Genomic DNA, 22,326 nt, shown 5'->3' with positions numbered 1-22,326 from the left:
AAGATTTTGCATTACTTCCAAATGATTTTAGCTGTCTACGGCAAATGGAATAAGAAAAATATTAAGTTGTCGATAAAGCTCTCTGCAATGTAAGCTATAGTTTTTTGCTACTTACTTAAGTTCTATGATGCGTGCGAAGTCCAGGTCAGTGGTGTCTCTGGTAAAAATTGTTAGTGAGCCCTTGCCTTGAGCATTTCTTATGTATGGTATAAGCTTGGCTTTGAGCTCTGGCTCGATTCCGTCGAAGGGTTCATCCATGATGAGGACGTCGCTTGGTATTGCACAGGCTCTTACTATCTGTACTACTCGGCGCTGGCTCTTTGTAAGGTTTCTCACTGGTACGGTGAGGGCCTCTGCAGGAAGGAACTTAAGGAGTTCCTCAGTTACAGTTTCGCGGAATATCTTTTTGCTGACCATTGTAACGTTGGTGATGGCGTTAAGGCTCTCTACGAGTCTGTCATCCTGGAATACAACTCCGGCGTTAATAAATGGATATTTGTAGTCTCCAAGGAGGCCAACCTTACCTTCATCTGGTGTATCAAGCTTGAGGATCAGGCGCATCAGTGTGGTCTTGCCACAGCCTGGCTCCCCGGTTATTACATAGGAATGTTCATCCTCTATGTTCAAATTAAAGTTCTCAAGTACCCTTTTCTCCCCAAAGGACTTGGAAACGTCTTTTATCTCGATTATCAATGTCTTATCCCCTAACTAACTTTTTGTAATTGCTATTTATTTCTTTTTGAATGCGTTTCTGATCTTGTCTAGCATCGCTGGAATGTAGATATATTTGATGATGCTGTCTGTTGGCATACGGTAAACCTTAGCCAGTTCTAGTAATTCCTTCATTTCCCCATTTTTCCTTTTTACTTTTTGTTGATCATGCTGGCCAGATATCCGGCTCCGAAGCCGTTGTCAATGTTTACAACGCTGACTCCGCTTGCACAGGAATTGAGCATTGACAAAAGAGCTGACAATCCGCCAAAGGATGCTCCATAGCCCACACTTGTGGGAACTGCTATAACCGGACAGTTGGCAAGTCCGCCAACCACGCTGGCGAGAGCTCCCTCCATTCCTGCAATTGCTATGATAACGTTGGCGCTCATAATCTCGTCCATAGCTCTTTTCTCAAGAAGCCTGTGGATTCCGGCAACTCCAACATCGTAGAGTCTTACAACCTTATTGCCCATGATCTCGGCAGTCTTACCAGCCTCTTCCGCAACGGGAATATCGCTTGTTCCGCCTGTTGCGATGACGATCTTGCCAACGCCCTTATCAGGATCTATCTGCTCTCCTGCGATACCAACCTTGCTGTAGGCATCGTAGGTAAAATCTGTAGCTTTTTTCTTGTTCTTGGTAAAATAGTCCGCTGCTTCCTGAGACATTCTGGTGATGAGAACGCTCTTTTGCCCATTCTCAAGGAGCTTCTCGGCAATCATCAGATTCTGCTCAGGAGTCTTGCCCTGTCCAAAGATGACTTCAGCCGCTCCCTGTCTGAGTCCTCTGTGTGTATCAGGGCGCGCAAAGCCCATGTCCTCAAAGGGTGCCTGCTTAAGCTGCAGCATAGCATCCTGGATGTCCGTTTCACCATTTTTAACTGATTCCAGTAATCTCTGTATGTCTTTTTCTTCCATGAAATCCTCTGCCTGTCTGCTGTAATTTTTTGGTCTATCCTAGACGGAAAAAATGTGTATAATGTTTATTGGTCTAAACTTATTTTCTTCGACAGAATAAGCATTTTAGCATACTCATACTTACTAACATTGTAACATAGTTTCATACAATTCCTTTAGAATATATATCTGAAAATTGTATAAACGTTATTAAAAATATAGTATGTGTAATTTCGTAAATATGCGTTTGGAAGTGAAGTCACGATTTGATTTTTTCCAAAGTGCATGTATCAGTAAGGAGATCGGTGTATGAATATTCATTTATGTAAAGGTGATGAAACTTTGGATCAGGCTCTGGAATTTATCAACAAAAATGACTCAGAAGGCCGCAAGTATACCTTCGATAAAGAAGCTGACCGCTGCTACGTTGGCGATGAGGCTTTTGTAAACGCCCCAGTTATCATCAACTACAAGAATCAGTACTGGGCTCTTCACATCGTTGAGTAAGCCCTATGCCAGAATTATGGCTGGCAGCAATATATAGTTTTTTAGGAGATTATTATGATAGCTTCACTTAAGAAATGGTTAACAGATTATTTTTCACAGAAGGATTTCACCAAGCGTTTGGTGCTCATGAACATCGGCGTATTTTTCATGGGATTCTTCTTATCTTTCCTTATCAAGGTTGATCTTGGTACAGATCCATGCACCTTCATGAACCTGACTTTATCAAAGTTCTTTGGGATCAGCTTTGGTAACTGGCAGCTTCTGCTTAATTCAGTATTATTCATACTGGTAATTCTTTTTGGTCGCAAATTTATTGGCTTTGGAACAATTGCCAATATGGTTTTCATCGGATACATCGCAGATTTCTTCTGCTGGCTTTGGGAAAAGACAATTCCAGAACACTATTTTACTGATATGCCTTCAAGGGCTGTGATCTTCGCTCTTGCTCTTTTTCTTTTCATCATATCAGTATCCTTCTATATAAATGCGAACATGGGCGTATCTCCTTACGATGCAATGCCTCAGATACTTTCTGAGCGCGTGCTCAAGAAGATTCCTTTCGCCGTGATCCGTATTGCTTACGACTTCCTTGTAATTCTCATCGGAGTTCTCTTTGGCGGAACACCTAACATCGGAATCGTCCTCATGGCTCTTTTCCTGGGACCTATCATCACCGTTGTCGGCAAGTTCCTTGGTAAGCACGTATTCCGTATGGCATAAGACGCTTGGCTTTTACTAAACATGCTATTTCAACAGGAATTGTTAGGGGTTAAACAGAGTCTATTAGGTGGTTAAACAGAGACTATTAGGGTTCGTGTTACAGCCTTTAACTGTTGTTTTTGATAGAATTGATAATTCCAACAGTAACTTTTGTGATCATGTTACTGTTGGTTTTTTCATATTCGAGAATTTCAACAGTGATTTTAGTCATCCAGATACTGTTGTTTTTTCATATTCTAAGATTTCAACAGTAACTATACTTTGTTTTTACTGTTGAATTTCGACATTTTTCATATTTCAACAGTACAACAGTTCAAATTATTACTGTTGGTTTTTGCAAAAATCCGAATTCCAACAGTTATACACCTCGTTTTACTACTGTTGGATATCGCAAAATTCCAGATTCCAACAGTTATACACCTCGTTTTACTACTGTTGGATATCGCAGAATTCAAGATTACAACAGTATATCTCGTGAAGCGCTGTCTTAGGAGGTGGAATTACAAGGCCCAAAGTCATAATTGATCAATATAAATTGCAAAAAGAGGCACGCTGCAGTACTGTAGCGTGCCTCTTATAATAAAAATTTATCTGTTCCTTTATCCAACTATCACAATGGTCACGAACATCTACTATTCTCAGTGTGCCATTGCGAATCTGTCAGCATATCTGATAAGTGCGATCTCGATGACCTTCATCTCTCTATCACTTAATCTGCCTCTGCAATCACCGATTGAAGACTTCTTATTGTTACCCATCTTTGTGTTGTTTACTGCATTATACATTCTGTCCATTTCTATGGCCTCCTTTTTTGCCCAACATTCATCTTTGCTATTTGTTTTTGTTATTAAATTTCACTTTCTGTATATATATACGAAACAAAAAATCCTGTGGCAAAAAAGTTTTAATTATTTATGCTGCTCGCTCATCCACTGCCACATGTTCACGCCATTATCTTCGCACTCATTGTTGAAGAAATAAATCCATGACCAATGTCCCATGTACTGATAAGCATTGCCATCCTGACCCTTGTAGGTATCAGATGTGTCGTGTACATCATCAAATACGCTTGTATGAACATTTGCTCCAATTGCATTAAGACGCGCAAGTGTTGGTTCTTCAATTACAGTAGGATCAACTGTTGTGTCGTTCTTAGCATATATAAACCATGTAGGAAGGTCCTTGATTGATGCAAGCTGCTCATCAGTGATACCAGAGTTATTGTAAGCTTCGCAGATAGGATAAGCTGCTGCAAAGTAATCAGGATAGTTCAGGATCATATCCATTGTCATGTAACCACCATTTGAGCATCCGCCGATGATGATTCTGTCTGCATCAACGTTCTCATGATCAGCTACATAAGCATCAATAAGCTCCTTGAGATCATGAAGGTAAATTGAATCTACGCCCTTGTTATCCATCCAGTTGCCTGATTCATCATACTGCATCCAGAATGTTGGGCACTGAGGAGCAAGTACATAAGCGCCTCCCATTACCTTCTGGAACTCATCACTGTAAAGAGCTGTAACCTCGTTGCCAAGTGTGTTAAGTCTTGGGTCATTTCCGCCCTCTCCAGCTCCGTGAAGCCAGATTACAAGAGGGTGCTTAGCACCATCAGCTTCTGGTTCATAGGAAGCATAATGAATTGTATGTCCTTCAGCTCCTGTAAACTCAAGTGAAATATCTGTCTTAAGAAGCTGTGGATAAAATGCATTATCAAAATCAATCTTGTCATTAACAGTTACTGATACAACCTCATCTCCAGCCTCTGCTGTAAGAGTCTGTCCATCAGCAAGAGTTACTGCCAGGTTATATGGGTTGCAGATTGTATTGTTTCCCTTGAAGAGATCATAGCAAAATGGTGATCCCTCATCAGGACTATAGTACAGCTCTACAGCCACATACTCAGAGTCGGATGTCTTTTCACCATTCTCGTCACAAGTATAAGCATCAACTACTTTTCTCTCTGATTCGAATTCGATGTGCTGGGTTGGATCAGCTGTTGACCCTTCAGCAAGAGCTGACCAGTTGAACATCTCCTTGGTTTCCATTACCTTGAAGTCCTCAGCTGATACAGAAGTCTCCTTTACCTTCTCATCAAATTTTAAAATTGTCTTAGTTACTGCAGGACCCCAATCCTGACCTACAATTACTGCTCTCTGACTTGCTGTTAATTCCTTGCTCACTGTATTCTCCTCTTTATCCGTTGTTTGCTCAGTCCCCTCATTACCCTCTGTACTTTCCGAAACCGCAGGCGTATCCTCGATACTGCGTTGTTGTCCAGCAACCTCTCCGACTTCTACAGCCCCGCACGCCACTCCCCCAAGTGACAGAGCACTGCAAAGTAAAATTACCAAAACTTTCCTTTTCATTAGTATAACCTCCCTTTTTGCATTTTTGATACCACAACTTTACACAAAAAGATAGTCATATAAAAGAGCCGTTTTTTGACTTAAGCCGCTATTTTACTGCATTTGCCATGGTCCACTTTTTGATTTAAACATCAAATTTTTGATTACTATCTTTTTCCAGAAAATAATCCTACGCCATCCCCCATAGCAACTTGCTTTGCATCAAATATCAATAAGATAACCAAAATAGATGCACAATTATAGGCAATACAAGCAGTAAGTGCATCATAAAACGCGAAAATATAGATTATCGATGCCATTACCATAGCATTGGGTAATAGAAATTACATCAATAATACTAATAATCAATTATTCCGATGCATTTGATAACAATCACACTAGGAAATGAGCATCGATTATGAACAAAATCAGAAAAGTAGATGCAAGTGCCCCCAAAAATCCATCCCCCAATATAAAAGGACCACTACGATAGCCTCGTAGTGGCCCCAACATTTCACCATATTCAGTTGTCAGAAAAAGATTTATCTAACTTTTACAAAAGCTACTGCTTTCTTGGTCTCAGTGTGCTCAGTCTTGCGAACGATGTTGTCCGTGTACACCTGGTACTCTGATTCGTAATACTCGTCCTGCATACTGCCGGCTCCTAACATATCAAGAGCCTTAAATTTGCCGTATGATAGGTTCTGCTCCATTGCCTTGATTGCGTCTGACATGATTTCGATGCAGCTCTGACTCATGCCTCTTTTTGCCTTAGCGGAACTTCTCATTATTTAATTCCTCCGTCTCATAAGAAATTGTTGAATGACTGGCTTGTAAAGGCCTCATGGCCCCTCAACCGATAACCTTTACAACAAAATTTCATTCAATGGGAACATTATATACTAATCGAAACTGAAAAGCCACTGCTTTAGCCCATTAAATCATTAAATTTTTATGAAATATTATTTCGATAGCATAAATGCTGGTTTGGCAGCATGCACCGCTTTGCAAATATACGTAAATAGCCACATTTCACGTTCGCTATATCGTGAATATGTGGCTATCTAATCAAGTATTTACTAATTCACTACTATCTTATTTGTACTTAGTTCATTTTCTCTGCCATTCTGTAGACTCTGGTCACATTTTGCTGAATCTGATGTCTGTCAATTGATCCATCAGCAAGTGCTGCAATAACTCTGTCATAGTCGTTCTTGCAGCCTGGCATAAAGAGATCTCCACCTGCCTTGATTACCTCTGGTGCGAGGGCTCCTCTGTACTTATTCTCAGGAGATGATGAAAGTGCATCAACTACCCAGTCAGTCATTACAATGCCCTCAAAACCATACTCGCAGCGAAGGATATCCTCGATAAGTCCTCTGTGCTCAGATGTATGCTGACCATTTAAGAGGTTGTAGGATGTCATAACTGCTGCTGGCTGAGATTTTCTTACGCAGATTCCAAAGCCCCTTAAATAGATTTCTCTCATAGCACGCTCTGAAACGTGGCTGTTTGAGTTATATCTGTTAGTCTCAGCGTTATTAGCTGCATAATGCTTGATTGTTGTACCACAGCCCTTGTGTTTCTGAACGCCCTGTGTAATAGCTGCTGCGCAAAGTCCTGATACAAGTGGATCCTCTGAATAGTACTCGAAGTTACGTCCGCACAGGATGCTACGGTGGATGTTAAGGGCTGGAGCAAGCCACAGCTGTACGCCGAATCTCTCCATCTCTTTTCCAACCATATCTCCGTAAGCAAGAGCAAGCTCGTAGTTGAAGGTCTGTGCAATAGCTGTGCCGATAGGAATAGCTGTTGCATACTGATCCTTAACTACAGTTCCTTCCTTAGGTCCCATGGTCTTCTTGGCTTCTTCGATAGCTGCAAGCATCTCATCTTCCATGAAGTCTACCCAGCTGCCAACTGTAAGTCCCATGCCATGTACACCGTTTTCATCCTCGAAATACTCAGGTGAAAGACGAAGACCTGCAGGACCGTCAGCCATAACCATGCTCTTAATGCCTTTATCCTTATATCTTGTTGTTGTCTCGCCTGCTGCCCCTGCTACTGCAAAAGCTGCGTTACCGATAATGCTAAAGCCTGTAGCCTCAGGATTGAAGGCTCCGATATTCATGAACGCAAGCTCTTCATCTGTAAGGCCAGCGATCACATCATCTACAGGATATTCTACGTCATGCTCTACAGTTACTGTCTCAAAGTCAGCGGCAGAAAGAGTGATGCATGGAATATTGTCGCAGGCTGCATTTATTTCTACAGTCTTTTCCTCTGGAACAAAATCTTCAAATCCTGGTGTTCCAAGGCAGTTTCTGGTCTTGATTGTTGTAACAGTCTCTGAAAGAGTAACAATAGCATAGAGAAGAACCTGGCTGCTGCTATTTCCTGCACATACAAGATAGTCACCCTCATCAAGAATATATGAAGCAGTTTCCTCATCATAGGAAACTATATCAGACAGCTTGAAGCTAGCCTTGACCACTTCGCTCTGTCCAGGTGCAAGTTCACTACTCTTAACGTAGGCAACAAGATCCTTGGAAGGCTTGTCGAGCTTACCATCAGGACAGGAAACATAAACCTGAAGTACCTCTTTACCTGCCATATTTCCAACGTTTGTGATCTTAGCTTCTACTGTGATCTCGTCCTTATCGTCAGATACTGCCACAGGCTCGATTGCAAACTCAGTATATGAAAATCCGAATCCGAATGGGAAAAGAGGCTTAACACCTACGCTGTCAAAGTATCTGTAGCCAACATAGATTCCCTCTTTGTAGTTGACGTCGTCATGTCCGCCAAAGTCGCCAACAGTGCTGTAGTCTTCCCACTTTGTCCAGGTAGTCGCAAGCTTACCTGATGGGTTCATCTTGCCAAGAAGGATATCAGCAAGAACTGTTCCTGTTACAACACCAAGCTGTGATAAGAGAAAGATATTCTTAACCTCAAGAACTGGTGAAAGATCTACAGGTCCGCCAACATTAAGTACAAGCATGAACTTCTCGAACTTCTCGTTGAGAAGAAGAATGTCTCTTACCTCAGAATCTGTAAGGAAAACATCGCCCTTTTCAACCTTACGGTCAGCACCCTCTCCTGAGTTTCTGGAAAGTACATAGATTGCAACGTCGTCCTCAGCATTAAGTGAAAGCTCGTGCTCTGGTTCAGGCTCGATCTTACCCATGCTGTACATCATTGCATTTACGCCAAGTGCCTTAGCTTCATCTTTAATCTTCTTAACAAAGGTCTTGTGATTCTCGCTTAAGATATCATCATAGCCATCAAGCCAGTTCTTGCTTGTGATCTCAAAGCCCGCATCCTTAAGTCCCTGCTCAACATTAACAGAAAATCTTGAATTAACCTCACCTGATCCTGTACCACCCTTGATTGTGTGGCGTACGCCATTTCCAAATGCTGCAATTTTGCAAGGTGCTTCAAGTGGGAACTTGTCATCCTTCTGCAAGAATAATGTACACTCTGCTGCGCTTCCCCTAACAAGTTCCAAGTGTTCCTGTTCGTATTTTTCCATCGTAACCCTTCCTCTCTTTTTCTTTGCTTTACCCCTATTTTTTAATAATCGAGTAGGCCTTGTCCTACTCGCGCGCAAGCCACTGGTCAGCGAATGCTGACATATTCATTTCAGTGGCTTTGCGTAAAAGAAGGGCTGCAGCCTGTCCCCGCAGGTGCAGCCTCCTAATAATTGTATTAAAAGAACCCTATTTAATTACTTAAGTTCTGTAAGACCTCTCTTGAACTCTTCCTCTAAGTCCTTGGTCTTAACAAGTCTTGCTGACTTGATCTCAAGTCCTCCGTTAGCGAAATAGAGCTTCAGGTAGAAGTTACCGATAAATGCTGGATACAGAGAAGCTGTTACTGTCTGCCACTCTTTGTCCATTCCAGTAAGTGTTACTGTCTTAAGAAGCATCTTATCCTGGAAGATTGAAAGTGGAAGCTGAGCTACATCAGGCTGATTGTCAGCTCTGAGAACAAGCTCAAGATCCATTGTACATCTTCTAGGTGTTGTCATAACAAATACTGTTGTTGACTTCTTGCCTACCTTGATATCGTTAACGTCAAGTTCAGTAACATCCTGATCAACTACAACATCGATCATTTCCTGAAGAGCCTGATCCTCAGCAGATACTGCATTAGCAAGCTCTTTATCAAGCGCTGATTCATTGCCAAGCATGTGCTGGAATGAAGGAGTCTTGAGAAGGAATCTGAGGATATTACCTGCGCATCTTGCAAGTTCGCTTCTCTCAAGCTTGCCATCCTTGAGCGCTTCTTCAAGGTTATCGTGGTTAGTATTCTCGCCCGCACATGTGTTAACCATGTTGAGGTCGTTCTGAGCACGAACCTGAGCTGCTACGTTCTGGTAGCTTCCTGGAGCATTAGCTTCATCGTTACCCATTGCCCACCAGTCAGTCATTGCAACGCCGTCAAAGCCCCACTCCTGTCGTAAAAGAGTTGTGAGAAGATCATAGCTGCTGGCTGTCCAGATACCGTTAAGAGGTCCGTAAGTAGTCATTACAGCTCTTGCATTTCCTTCTCTTACTGCAAGCTCAAAGCCCTTAAGGTAAATCTCACGAAGTGCCCTTTCTGATACAACGTTGTTAACAGTATGTCTCTTGAACTCCTGTGTGTTACCGGCAAAGTGCTTGATAACGCCTGTAACACTGTATTTGTGAAGTCCCTTGAGCTGAGCAGCAACAAGCTTACCTGTAAGGAATGGATCCTCTGAGAAATACTCAAAGTTACGTCCGTTAAGAGGACTTCTGTGGATATTCATACCAGGTCCTAAAAGAGCATCAATTCTGTGTCTTCTAAGGTCAAGTCCTTCCCATCTAAAGAGCTCTTCGTTAATCTCTTCGTTAAAGGTACATGCAAGACATGTTCCGTTTGGCAGTGAGAACGCATGTGTTCCGCAGTCCATACGGATTCCGCTAGGACCATCAGCGCAGCTTGCGATTGGAATACCAAAGCCAAGAAGTGAATCAGTAACTCCGCCGTAAGCTCCGGCTACACCAGGTGTAACCTTAGGTGAGCACATTCCCTCACCTCTCATCATTGCACAAAGATCCTCGTCTGAGAGCTGAGCAATGAACTTCTCCATGGAAACCTTGCCATCAGCCACATCCTTAAGCTTGTAGCCCTTATCTCCTGTGTACTTGTAAAGAGAAGCATCAGGAAGTCTGTCTTTTCTCTTAACATTAGGATCAAGAGTTCTTGTAGTAACCTTCTCTGATCCCTTAACGAGCTTGCCACCCTTAACTTGTGGCTTAAGTCTCTCAAAGCTGTCAACTGGTGCGTAAGCTTCCTCGCACTGCTTAACAACTTCAGTCTTATCTATAGTAAATGTTCCTACCGCCTCAGCGCTTCTAACGTCGCTTCCAACGTATACTGTGTACTCGCCCTTTTCCAGAACATAAGCTGACTTATTGCCAGTTACGCCGCTGTCATCATAAGAAGCGAACCAGTACTTAGGAATCTCAAATCTGATATTCTGAGCCTGTCCATTTTTAAGAACGTCTGTCTTATTAAATGCTACAAGTGCTCTTGCTGGCTTACCGAGCTCTCCCTGAGGAGCCTCAACGTAAACCTGAACAACCTCTTTACCAGCCACGTCGCCAGTATTGGCTACGTGAACTTCAAGTGAAATGCCATCTTTTTTGTCATAAGCAAACTCACCTGCTGCTATATCAAATGTTGTATATGAAAGTCCGAATCCAAATGGGAAAAGAACCTTCTCCTTATCAAAGGTCTCGAAATAACGATATCCAACGTAGATATCCTCTTTCTGATAGTTCTTGACATCTGAGCCAAAATTCTCAGAGGAAGCATAATCAGCGATGTTCTCAGCAATTGTATCAGCGAGCTTACCAGATGGATTAACTGCTCCGCTTAATACGTCAAGAACAGCGTTTCCGCCTTCCTGTCCGCCCTGCCATACATAAAGAACTGCTGATGGGTCAATCTCTTTAACCCACTTCATGTCAATGATATTGCCGACATTCAAAAGAACTACTGTCTTCTTGAAAGCCTTGGTAACAGCCTTAAGTGCCTTAGTCTCTTCGTCTGTCAGAAGGAAGCTTCCCTGCTCATCCTTGTTATCCTGATCCTCACCAGCTGTTCTGCCGATGATGAAAAGAGCTGTATCAGACTCCTTGGCAGCGCTCTTAACGAAAGCATCTGTAAGAGGCATTTCCTTCTGGAACCATGGCTCTGAAGCCCAGCCTGCGCCATAATCAAATGGATTCTCTTCAACGAACTTCTCGTAGGCTTCTCTTACTGTCTTGTTAACCTTGTAGAGACCAGAATCTGCGATTGCTTCGTAGATTCCAACTATATAGTCAACATTAACCATACCGCCTGAACCTGTACCAGACTTGTAGTAATTCATCTGGCTACGTCCGAAAACGGCTACCTTCTCGTTCTTGTTAAGAGGAAGTGCCTTGTCATCATTCTTGACAAGGACAATACCCTCCGCAGCTGCTGCTCTGGCAGTAGCCTTGAACTTCTCAATATCCCATGTTTTTCCCATAATATTCTCCTGCTAATACATCAGTGCTGGACATTTCCAAATCCCATCTGAGCATATTTGAAAAATGCCTCTCCGCAAACCTTAATTAATTCATGGTCATAATTATGTCTGCATTCACATTCTTTGTCAAAGACAAATGTTGCTTCGTCACCCTCTTTTGATGCATCCCAATGAGGCATCTTGTCGTTATTAGGATTTCCTGTTCTGGCAAAAGACATAACGCTTGCAAATACCTGCTCCTCAAGCTTATCTGATTCGCCTTCTACATTGGCAGATGGAACTCTGTCTACATTGTGGAAGAAGAATGGAATGTCTGAGCAGTGCCATGCAATCTTACCGTGCTGAATTGGGAACTCATAAGCAAAAAGATATGAATAAACTTCTGCTTCTGTTCTCTTTGAAGCCTCAGCAATAAGCTTCATTGTTGGTACTCTGAAGATGCAGTCAAGTGAAACAAGGTCTGTGATCTTCTTGCCTGGATATGCCTTCTTGAACAGGTCAATAAGCTGATCTGTGTACTCGTGGTATTTCTCTTCTACAACTGCTCTCTGCTCCTCTTCTGTCATCTCATACTTATTAAAGAAAAGTGGCATGAAAGCAAACTCACCGATAACTGAACCAACCATCATTGGAATAGTCTTGGCATGCTCTGTAAAGCCTGTGATGTGAGGCTCGCCAAGGTAGAAATCATTTACCATTGGTGAACATCCCTTATATACTGATGGATCTGTGATCTTAGCTGCTGCCTTCTCGTAAGCTTCTACAAGCTGTGGATAAGGAAGTGTCTCAAGCTTCTCTACATCTTTATCTGTAAGACCAAGCTCCTGTAACATTCCAGATACGATTTGCTGACCGCCTGTCTTGCCGTTACCCATGAAGCTAGGATCAAGAACACCACTCATTACAATAGCCTTGTGGAAAAGACCATCAGCTGCAGGTGTCTGCATAAGGCTTGTAACCTTCATTCCGCCGCCTGACTGACCAAAGATTGTTACGTTCTCAGGATCTCCACCAAATGCTGCAATGTTCTCGTGCACCCACTTAAGAGCTGCCACAAGATCTGCATTTCCGCAGTTAGCTGAGTTCTTGTACTTATCACCAAATGGCTCAAGATCAAGGTAGCCAAGGATGTTAAGTCTGTGGTTAACTGTTACAACAACAACGTCGCCCTTTGTAGCCATAGAATCGCCTTCGTAAGCTACCTGCTCTATAGCAGAACCAGCAAAGAATCCGCCGCCGTGAAGCCATACCATTACAGGCTTCTTGCTGTTCTCATTAAGTTCTGTTGTCCAGATGTTGAGGTTCTGGCAGTGCTCTGACTGTGGCCAGTAAGCATGAGGAACCATAAGCTCGCCCTGTGGATTGTCCTGGTGCATCAGGTTACAAACCATTCCGTAGCTGGTAGCCTCTTTTACGCCCTCCCAAGGCTCAACCTCTGTGGGCTGCATGAATCTCTCAGCTTCTGCATAATGTACTCCCTTGAATACATAAACTCCATTGTAAAAATAACCCTGCAGTTTACCTGCCTTTGTACTAACAATAGTACTTTCGTCGTGTATAAAAACTCCCATGTTTATACCCTCCTTGTGAACTCCTGTAGAATAAATTACCCCATTACAAGCCGGTTTCAAAGTGCATATTTTTTACATTCGTGTGTCTTTTTTTGATAATAAGGAACCTACCGCTCTCACTTCGTGAGCCGGTAGACGTTCGAACTAGGCTCGACAATACCTCGCCAAGTTCTCTCAGCCCTTCACCGCACCGATCATTACTCCTGACTCGAAGTACTTCATAACGAAAGGATATACAGCGATCATAGGTGCACTGGACACGATGATTACGGCGTACTTAACCAGCTGCTTGTATGCATTAGCATCAGAAACTGCATCCAGTGTGGACATACTCGCAGCGGTGTTGGCATCATTGACGATAAGGATCTCTCTGAGTACCAGCTGAAGTGGGAACAGCTCTCTGTTCTGAAGGTACATTGATGCCTGGAACCATGAATTCCAGTGAGCAATGATGTAGTAAAGTGCGATTGTTGCTACGCTTGCCTTAACAAGTGGAAGAAGTACCTGGAAAATAACTGTAAGGTCTCCTGCGCCGTCAAGTCTTGCTGATTCCTCAAGTGCTGGTGGAACTGTTGAGAAAGCAGTTCTCATAATGATCAGGTTATAAGTAGATACACACGCTGGCAGAATTACGGCCCATCTTGTATTAAGAAGGTGAAGCTTCTGCATGATGATATATGAAGGAACAATACCGCCTCCAAAGATCATTGTGAAAGAAATGAGCATCATGAGCACATCTGCAAAAAGAAGGTCTCTTCTGGAAAGTACATAAGCTCCAATAATTGTGATCAGCATGCCGAGTACTGTTGCTACTGTAACGTAGATAATTGTATTTCCAAAGCCTCTTACCAGGTCTTTGTTATTGAACACAAGCTGATAACCTGTAAAGTTGATGCCGTGAGGTGCAAGAACAAGGCCACTCTTAGTGTTGAGCCAGTATGGGTCACTTATTGATGAAAAGAAAACATGCATAACTGGCAGTATAAATGCAATAGCAAGTGCTGTGAGAAGTGTATAGTTGAAAGCAACGAAAATCTTTCTTGGAATGCTGCTCTTTATTTTATTTTCCTTAGGTGTATAGAAAACTGTTTTTTCTTTTGCTTTATCACCCTTAAAAGACAATGATAATGAATCCATGTTAAACCTCCCTATTAGAACAGTGATGTCTCTGTATATTTACGGCTGAGCTTGTTAGTTGTAACGATCAGCACAAGGTTAATAAGTGAGTTGAAAAGACCTACTGCAGTTGAATAGCTGTAATCGCCGTCCATAAGACCTTTTCTGTATACATAAGAAGCGATGATGTCTGCAGTGTCATAAATCTGTGAATTGTACATAAGGATTGTCTTTTCATAGCTTGATGCCATCAGCATTCCGACTCTGAGGATCAGCATGATGATGATTGTCTGGCTGATTCCAGGAAGTGTAACGTGGATGAGCTGCTTGAAATGTCCTGCTCCGTCAATCTTGGCTGCTTCGTAGAGCTGCTTATCAACGCCTGAAAGAGCTGCTATATAAAGGATTGTTCCAAAACCAAGTCCCTGCCACAGATCTGAGATAATGTAGATTGGTCTCCAGTAAGAAGCTACGCCCAGAAGGTTCTGAGTCTTACCTGTGAGTGCTGTCATCATTGTTCCAAGAACACCTGATGTCTTACAGAAATCAACAACGATACCACATACAACTACCATAGAAATGAAGTATGGCAGATAACTGATTGTCTGAACTGTTTTTCTGAAGTGCTTGTTGGCAACATCATTAATAAGAAGTGCCAGGATAATGGTAAGTGGAAATCCTATGATAAGGCTCCATCCATTAAGAAGTATTGTGTTTTTCATAAGTCTCCAGAAATAAAAAGATCCGAAGAACTCTGTAAAGTTCTTAAAGCCTACAAATCTTTTTACCAAGCTTCCGAAGATTCCAAGCTTAGGCTTGTAGTCTGAAAAAGCCATCAGAATACCTGACATTGGCAGATATGCAAACACAATGTAGAACATAATAAGAGGCAATACCAAAAGATATCTTTTCCAGTTTCTCCTCATATCCTTGGCGATGGCCGCCTTCGTAAATTTCTTTTCCTTAGACATTTGTAACCCTCCTGATAACATTCCCGAGCTCCTCCCCTTTTAGGAAAACGGGTTCGTTTTTTGCATACCAATACCATAGCGAAAAATACCCCCTCGAAAAAGCACCAGCTTTTGATTTAAAGCTATCAATTTGTGCTTTCCCGAGGGGGACAATTTTTGACTTCAATGTTTATTTTTTGCTGTCACGATAGGAACCAGGCGTGATTCCCTCGTATTTCTTGAAGGCTCTTGTGAGGGCTTTGGCATCAAGATAACCTGATCCAACAGCCGCATCATTAACCGAAGCGCCTCCTTCAAGGAGTTCCTTGGCTTTCTCGACACGGAGCTTCTGGATATACTCAAGAAGTCCGGTTCCGACTACGCTCTTAAAGGTACGAGACAGATGAGATACTGTAAAGCCGTACTCATCAGCGATTCCGGATACGGAAAAGCCCTGTTCTGTGTAATGTTCGTGGATATAAACCTGTACATCGTCCATCCAGGCTGGAATACCATCTTTTTCCTTGGACTCCATGTAGTCAATAATGGCTGAGAAGATGTCCTTACAGGATTCACGAAGCTCTTCCATGTTGCTGACATCCATGAGTCTCTCTTCGTAACCTAGCTTTTCAAGAAATTCTTTATCCTCATTCTCCATACGATGTGAGATCGTCATGGTCAGGATCGATGCAAGACCATACATACGGTAATTATTCTGGCGAAGGTACCTCTTATTATGAGGAAAGGCCTTATCAAGATAGGTATCAAGCATCTGATAGGCTTCCTTGAAGTTACCTGTTTCAAGACAGTTGAGCATCATCTTAACTGTATCTGTGTACTGGTCGAACTCAACCATCTGCTCCTCTGACTGCTCGCCTCTCATAACCCATACAGACTCAGGAACAACTTTGTCATTCCAGAAAATCCTGTACTCCAGCTCGCTCTGAAGAGCCAGATATATTTCTCTTACGCCACTAAAGGAAGTATACACATCGCCAAGCAGGATGTAGATTGGCTCTCGGAGCGCTGACTCATAGAAATCCCTCATTTCGTTGAGTTTTTGCTCTAAGAGTTCTCTTTTATCAGGGTTATTAATAGCACTGAATATAAGGTAATCATTACCGTACTTGTAAACTCTGCTGCTGTCAGTTTCTGTAAGCTCATCAATAATATTTTTAAGGGTAAAAGACATAATGTCTTTATCTGTGCTGTCTACTCCGATAGCCCCTTTCTTATTAATAAGCTCTCCCTGCTTAACACTCTGAGGTCTGACAAGAATAACTGACCATGGATGTCCCTCTGAAACGCCAGTAAAATCACTAAAGGTCTTAACTACAGACTCTTCGTTACTGATATCGCCATCCAGAACTCTTCTGATCCTGCTCTCATACATATATGGCTCAAGCTTGGTCACATTTTTCTGCATCAGAGAGTTCTCAGACACAATTTGGGAAACCTTGTCGTTGACTCCCTTAAAGGTCTCCATGAAGCCTGCATTTTCCTGCTCCTGAATGACATCCAGCAGCTCCTGCATCGGTTTCCACAGTCTGGAAGTGGATTTGAAGGACAGGAAAATAATTAGTATAAGAGCTCCGACAAGCTCAATTACAATGATTATCCAGAATATCCTTACTTCCCTGTACAGGCTGGTCTTGGGTGCCCCGACATAGCAATACCAGGGCATTGTTGATAGATCTGCTCTCACATAGTAGTAACCGTCCTTATCTATGCGGGCATTTTCTGTAGAAAGCACATCCTCAGAGAGATTGTGCCTGGATGAATCTGAGATATACACCATTTCCGCTGCGTCAGTTAGTACTGTAACACTCTCTTTGGCTTCTCCAACATCAATATCGCTCATCATGCCTTCAACAACGATAACCGCCTTTTTTTCATAATGGTTATCATAAACATTCTGCATGATCCAGATTTTGCCATCCTCAAAAATTGTCCCCTGGACAATTCCAGTAAAATCCACACAATCCAAAAATTCTTCCTTGGACATTCCAATACTGTTTATATAAGAGTCCACTACACTGGAATCCCAGTACCTTGAGTAGAGCGACATCATCGAATCTTTATCAAAGTAATAAATATGAGCATCCTTGATAGTACCACGGTCCATATTGTCCACAAGTACGTCCTTGAGCCCTGTTAGAACAGCCACTTCCCTGCCAATTTCAGCAGAGGTCATATCCAATGTCTTGATAAATCTGGTATCTGTAGCAGTGCTACTAAGAGAAGAACGATACTGTTCAAACTCTTTATCAAGATTAGCAGCCGTGATCACCGCTCTCTGTTGGGCAAGGGATGCTATATTGTTATCGATCACCTTATAATTGTAAATATATCCAGCCATTGTTCCAGCTAATACAATCAGACATATTACAATGTAGGAACTCATTATTGATTTAAAAATGTTACCACCAATTTTTTTATTGGTTTTCATTATCCATATCTCCGATAATAAATAATTGCAAAAGTCGTATCAATTTTGTCATAGGATAAATTTTCAAACTGTCTTTTGCGCTAAAATATTGTATCATAATAGGTCAAAAGAAAAAGAAAAAATTTCGAAAACACCTTGTGAAAACCGCATAAAATCAATAAATAGAACATAAAATCAATTTTTGGGTGCACCATTTTATCAAAAATAATACCCGATAAAAAAACTAGCTCTTGTGAGAATATTGCCTCCAAAATTATACTGAGCTCACAAACAAATCACCGGTGCAAAACCATCGCATTTAACCAACCAAATAATAAATGCGAAAATGAAACACTTAGGAGGGTAACACAAATGAAAAAAAAGGGTATAGCTCTTTTGCTCTCTCTGATCATGACATCATCTGTTATCGCAGGATGCGGATCATCTTCAGAGCCAGCAGCAAAATCATCTGAAACAACTGCCGCTGCAGCTGCTGGGGAGGCAGTAGCAGAAGCAGGGGAATTAACACTTCCTCTTACAGATGAAAAAGAAACCATCACAGTATGGATGACAAACGACACCACAGCAATGGCAAAAAATGGTGGTGACTACAACAACAATCCATATTATCAGGAACTTGAAGCTCGTACAAACGTACATGTTGAATGGCAGGTTCCAGCAGCTCAGACAGAGTCAGAGCAGTTCAACTTATTATTTACATCAGGAAATCTTCCAGATGTTATGTACTACAGTGCAACACAGAACGTAGCATACAAGGATGGTCTTGATGCTGCAGTAGAAGATGGATATTTCCTTGATCTTACAGATCTTCTTCCTAAATATGCTCCTCACTATCTCGAGGCACTTTCAAAGTCCAGCGAGAACGTTCAGAAGGCAGCTGTAACAGATGGCGGCAGATATGTTCAGATCTACTCAATTCTTCAGACTTCACAGCCTTCATTCTTTGGTTATGTAGTTCGTCAGGACTGGCTTGATGAGTGCGGACTTAGCACACCAGAGACATATGATGACTGGGAGAACATGCTCAAGACATTTAAAGAGAAGTATGGCGCTTCTGCTCCACTTAGCACAGTTCCTACATTCCTTTGGAACCTTGGCTATGGTATGGGCGTATACAACATAAATGATTTCTATCAGGAAGATGGCAAGGTTAAGCAGGCACTTCTTGATGAGCCTGAGAAGGTTCGTGAGTTCCTTACACTCCTCAACAGATGGTACAACGAGGGACTTCTTGATCCAGACTTCGCTTCTGAGACAAACTTCTGGGGCAACTCAGTTCTTATCGCTAACAACAACACAGGTGTTACATGCACAATGTACACAATTCCTTCAGCATTGTTCCTTCCTTCAATGAACAATGAGAACGCTTCTTTCACAGCTCTTAAGAGCCCTGTAAAGAACGCTGGTGACACACTTAAGGCTGGTTACGTAGTTCCTGATACAAACGCTTCATGGGTTATCTCTGCTGACTGTAAGAATCCTGAGCTTGTACTTAAGTGGATCGACTACATGTACACAGAAGAGGGAGCTCTTTTCGGAAACTATGGTAAAGAGGGCGAGACCTTCAACATGGTAGATGGCAAGCCTGTATTCACAGATGTTATCTCTAACAATGCTGATGGCCTTTCATACGACGAAGCAATGCGTATCTACACATACGAGCCTTCATGGCCTGGTATCTACTACGATTGGGAGAGAGAGCTTCAGTTCGTATCTGAGGACGACTTCAAGATGTGCTACACATGGGATGATTTCGATCACACAGCTACTTACTATCCTTCATACGCATCACTTACACTTGAAGAGACAGCTGAGTACTCTGACATCTTCTCAGATCTTAGCACTTACATTCAAGAGAACCTTCTCTCATTTGTTACTGGTTCAAAGAGCCTCGATGAATATGATGAGTTCATCGAAACTGTAAAGAGCATGAACCTCGAAAGAGTTGTAGAGCTCAAGCAGTCTGCTCTTGACCGTTTCAATAAATAATATTCTCCATTAAAAGAGGTCTGGCAACTTAATTGTTGTCAGACCTTATTTTTTGATTTTCTATTGTTACTTCTGCACTGAGATTCTCTCATCTCCTGCAAGATAGTTCATAAGCGCCATGCGGGCTTTTTCTTTGTCTGTAGCTTCGACACTTACTATAAACTGATAAGTATGAAGCTTGTGTCCCTCTTCCTGGCTACGTTTCTCTGCTTCTGCTATAGACCTGTCCTTGGTGTCTTCACTGGTCATTTCCATGATGTCTGCTATGGCAAACTTCCTGAAGCTCTCTTTATGGTGCTCATCAGACAGGTATTTGTCGATAAGTGCCAGTGTATTACCAAGATTTAAGTACTCACCATGTAAAAAAACCTCCATATCCATCAGGTCTTTTTCCCTGTTTACTGTCTCTTCGTCCCATTCAATTTCTTTATTGATGAGATCATCGGCAGATTCCTTGTGAGCAGTTTGCCACTCCATAAGGAACCACTTCCAAATCTGAAGTCTCTTGGCATTGACGTCTACGTCACTAAGCTCTGACATTTTCTGACACGCATGTCGTACTCCTCTGGATATGAGCGCATTGGAGTTTTTATTGATATCATAGCTTCTCTCTAATACGAGTGTCTTTTTTTCTTCGTTCATTATTCGAAGACCTAACTCGGTATCGGATTTCTTTTCCAAATAAAGAGAATAGTCCCCATGGCGCGCAATGATAACAGGCCTCTCAGAGAGCAGGGTATCCCTGAACTCTTTAAAAGACTTAAGAACGTCATCATTTTGAATGTACCTGAAGGTTCTACTCATCTAATAGTGTCCTTTATAAAGCGTTTTTGTATAGCTCAAGCTGTTTGAAAGCTTCTATTCTGCATGGTCTGCCATAGTAGTAGCCCATAAGATCAGATACTGGGTACTGTCTGGCGATCTGAGCTGTCTCCTCATCTTCTATTCCTGTAAAGCAGGTTCTGATGTGAAGTCTGTGGGTAAAAGATGTTATGCTCTCAATCACATACTTGTTGGTCATGTTCTTGCTGATGTTCTCAGTAAGGGCAGGAACGATGTTAACCAGGTCAATTGGCAGCTGTCTTGCGTAGTCAAGGGAAGCAAAATCTGTAACATCAAGTCCTATTCTGACTCCGCAGGCCTTAAGGAACTCAACCTGACTCTCCAGATGCTCGATAGAGAGCTGTCTGCTGCCCGATGTAAGCTCAAGGCACAGTCCCGTTGAAGGATAGCCGGTCTTGCGAAGGATATCTATCAGTGTGGTTCTGAACTCTGACCTCTCAAGCTGCATAAATGCAAGGTTAACACTGAGATAGAAATCTCTTATGTTTCTCCTGATCTCTGTTGCATCCTTAAGGGCATTTTCCAAAATCCAGTTGCCCAGATTGTAAAAGACCTGATCCTGTTCAAGCCACGGTACGAATTCAGCAGGAGAAACGCTTCCAAATGGCTCTTTTTGCCATCTGACAAAAACTTCCATTCCCACTAATCTGCCATCAACAGAAGAAACGATAGGCTGATATTCAAGGTAAAAGCCATCCATTCCGTTAATAACGCTGTTTCTGACTGCATCTACCATATCGATATTGCTCTTTTTGTTATCAAGCTCATCGTTATGGAAGATGATAAGATTACCGTGTCTCTGATGCTTGGAGAAATTCAGCGCATACTTGGCGCTTGTGTATATTGAATGCTCATCTACCTCAAAGTCAGCAGCAAGGATTACTCCACCGCCAATCTCGGCACCAACTTTTTTACCATTTATTGCAAGGGCTTCTCTGGTGAAGCTCCTCATGCGACCATAGAATTTCTTGATGTCGTCTATGGACATGGTCTCTGAAATAAGGGCAAGTGTCGTTCCTTCTCCTCTGTATACCTTGCCCACATCTGCTGCCTCACTGATCAGCTTCTTGGCTGTTGCCCTCAGGATATTGTTACCAATTCCATAGCCATACCTTCTGTTGATGTCACCAAAGTCCATGAAATTGATCATCAGTATGGCATACTCTTTTTTCTTGAGCTTGAGCTGTCTCATGTGGTTGAGCATCTCATAGTGATTAGGCAAAAGAGTTATCGGGTCATTATTATCAACAATTCCCTTGTTGATGATGGAACAAGCGTAAAACACAGGCTTACCAGCGTAATCCTTGATAACGACGCCTCTGCAGGAGCAGACAACGTATTCTCCATTTTTATTCTTGGCTCTGTATTCGATGTTGGGATTAACTTTTTTACCGGCAAAACTAGCCTGTATGTATTCGTTATAGTTGTCTCTGTCATCAGGATGGATTCTGTTCTCCCAAACTGATGACGCGTTATAGATATACTCCCCAGTAAGTCCGAAGTAATCTACTGCGTTTAGTGACCATCTGGAAATATTCTTTTCCATGTCATAAACATACACATAACGGCTTCTGGATGTAACTGCGAAGGTATCAAATATCCTATTAATTGTGTCGTAAGTCCCTTGAGCCATTTTTCTCCTCGCTAAGCAAAAATGCTATTCCCCCAAACAGCAT

At 42.2% G+C, this 22,326-nt stretch carries 16 protein-coding genes; 3 read left to right on the top strand and 13 right to left on the bottom strand.

Going from position 1 to position 22,326, the window contains the following annotated elements:
• Window positions 1-111: 111 nt before the first annotated feature.
• Both IJI01_RS13880 and larB read right to left on the bottom strand, forming a co-directional pair.
• Window positions 112-693: an ABC transporter ATP-binding protein gene (locus IJI01_RS13880; protein WP_292191671.1), complete on the bottom strand. Its 582-nt coding sequence runs from the start codon at window positions 691-693 to the stop codon at window positions 112-114.
• A gap of 170 nt (window positions 694-863) precedes the next feature.
• Complete coding sequence (gene larB, locus IJI01_RS13875; RefSeq protein ID WP_292191668.1) at window positions 864-1,631, bottom strand: nickel pincer cofactor biosynthesis protein LarB; 768 nt, start codon at window positions 1,629-1,631, stop codon at window positions 864-866.
• Between the two features lie 288 nt (window positions 1,632-1,919).
• On the opposite strand from larB, the gene IJI01_RS13870 reads away from it, so the two are divergent.
• Together IJI01_RS13870 and IJI01_RS13865 are read left to right on the top strand one after the other, a co-directional pair.
• Window positions 1,920-2,117, top strand: coding sequence for a hypothetical protein (locus tag IJI01_RS13870; RefSeq protein ID WP_292191665.1), 198 nt, complete (start codon window positions 1,920-1,922; stop codon window positions 2,115-2,117).
• A gap of 54 nt (window positions 2,118-2,171) precedes the next feature.
• On the top strand, window positions 2,172-2,837 hold the full coding sequence (locus tag IJI01_RS13865) for a YczE/YyaS/YitT family protein (RefSeq protein WP_292191663.1): 666 nt from the start codon (window positions 2,172-2,174) through the stop codon (window positions 2,835-2,837).
• 638 nt (window positions 2,838-3,475) lie between these two features.
• Here the strand turns inward: IJI01_RS13865 and IJI01_RS13860 are convergent.
• The 9 genes from IJI01_RS13860 to IJI01_RS13820 form a co-directional block, all read right to left on the bottom strand.
• The gene (locus IJI01_RS13860) at window positions 3,476-3,631 is read right to left on the bottom strand and encodes a hypothetical protein (protein WP_292191661.1); all 156 of its coding nucleotides are present in this window, start codon (window positions 3,629-3,631) and stop codon (window positions 3,476-3,478) included.
• Window positions 3,632-3,745: 114 nt separating this feature from the next.
• On the bottom strand, window positions 3,746-5,209 hold the full coding sequence (locus IJI01_RS13855; RefSeq protein ID WP_292191660.1) for a prolyl oligopeptidase family serine peptidase: 1,464 nt from the start codon (window positions 5,207-5,209) through the stop codon (window positions 3,746-3,748).
• Window positions 5,210-5,730: 521 nt separating this feature from the next.
• Window positions 5,731-5,976 carry a hypothetical protein gene (locus IJI01_RS13850; protein WP_292191659.1) on the bottom strand — a complete coding sequence of 82 codons (246 nt, stop codon included), beginning with the start codon at window positions 5,974-5,976 and terminating at the stop codon, window positions 5,731-5,733.
• Window positions 5,977-6,293: 317 nt separating this feature from the next.
• The gene (locus tag IJI01_RS13845) at window positions 6,294-8,720 is read right to left on the bottom strand and encodes a glycoside hydrolase family 3 N-terminal domain-containing protein (RefSeq protein ID WP_292191656.1); all 2,427 of its coding nucleotides are present in this window, start codon (window positions 8,718-8,720) and stop codon (window positions 6,294-6,296) included.
• 195 nt (window positions 8,721-8,915) lie between these two features.
• The gene (locus tag IJI01_RS13840; protein WP_292191653.1) at window positions 8,916-11,732 is read right to left on the bottom strand and encodes a glycoside hydrolase family 3 protein; all 2,817 of its coding nucleotides are present in this window, start codon (window positions 11,730-11,732) and stop codon (window positions 8,916-8,918) included.
• A 20-nt stretch (window positions 11,733-11,752) separates the two neighbouring features.
• Window positions 11,753-13,303: a carboxylesterase/lipase family protein gene (locus IJI01_RS13835; RefSeq protein ID WP_292191650.1), complete on the bottom strand. Its 1,551-nt coding sequence runs from the start codon at window positions 13,301-13,303 to the stop codon at window positions 11,753-11,755.
• Between the two features lie 174 nt (window positions 13,304-13,477).
• Window positions 13,478-14,440 carry a carbohydrate ABC transporter permease gene (locus IJI01_RS13830; RefSeq protein ID WP_292191646.1) on the bottom strand — a complete coding sequence of 321 codons (963 nt, stop codon included), beginning with the start codon at window positions 14,438-14,440 and terminating at the stop codon, window positions 13,478-13,480.
• A gap of 14 nt (window positions 14,441-14,454) precedes the next feature.
• Window positions 14,455-15,390, bottom strand: coding sequence for an ABC transporter permease (locus IJI01_RS13825; protein ID WP_292191642.1), 936 nt, complete (start codon window positions 15,388-15,390; stop codon window positions 14,455-14,457).
• A 169-nt stretch (window positions 15,391-15,559) separates the two neighbouring features.
• Window positions 15,560-17,818 (bottom strand): helix-turn-helix transcriptional regulator, encoded by a 2,259-nt coding sequence (locus tag IJI01_RS13820; protein WP_292191640.1) that lies wholly within the window; start codon window positions 17,816-17,818, stop codon window positions 15,560-15,562.
• 351 nt (window positions 17,819-18,169) lie between these two features.
• Here IJI01_RS13820 and IJI01_RS13815 point away from each other — a divergent pair, with 351 nt between their 5' ends.
• Entirely contained in the window at window positions 18,170-19,807 is a 1,638-nt protein-coding gene (locus IJI01_RS13815) for an extracellular solute-binding protein (RefSeq protein WP_292191637.1), read from the top strand.
• A gap of 66 nt (window positions 19,808-19,873) precedes the next feature.
• Here IJI01_RS13815 and IJI01_RS13810 read toward each other — a convergent pair whose 3' ends face one another.
• Window positions 19,874-20,611 (bottom strand): hypothetical protein, encoded by a 738-nt coding sequence (locus IJI01_RS13810; protein WP_292191634.1) that lies wholly within the window; start codon window positions 20,609-20,611, stop codon window positions 19,874-19,876.
• A 13-nt stretch (window positions 20,612-20,624) separates the two neighbouring features.
• Complete coding sequence (locus tag IJI01_RS13805; protein ID WP_292191631.1) at window positions 20,625-22,283, bottom strand: sensor domain-containing phosphodiesterase; 1,659 nt, start codon at window positions 22,281-22,283, stop codon at window positions 20,625-20,627.
• Between the last annotated feature and the right edge of the window lie 43 nt (window positions 22,284-22,326).

The sequence above is a fragment of the Butyrivibrio sp. genome, assembly GCF_017433805.1.
Classification (GTDB): Bacteria; Bacillota; Clostridia; order Lachnospirales; family Lachnospiraceae; genus Butyrivibrio.
Note: the sequence above shows the minus strand (reverse complement) of the source record. Positions and strands in the feature narration are given on the sequence as shown.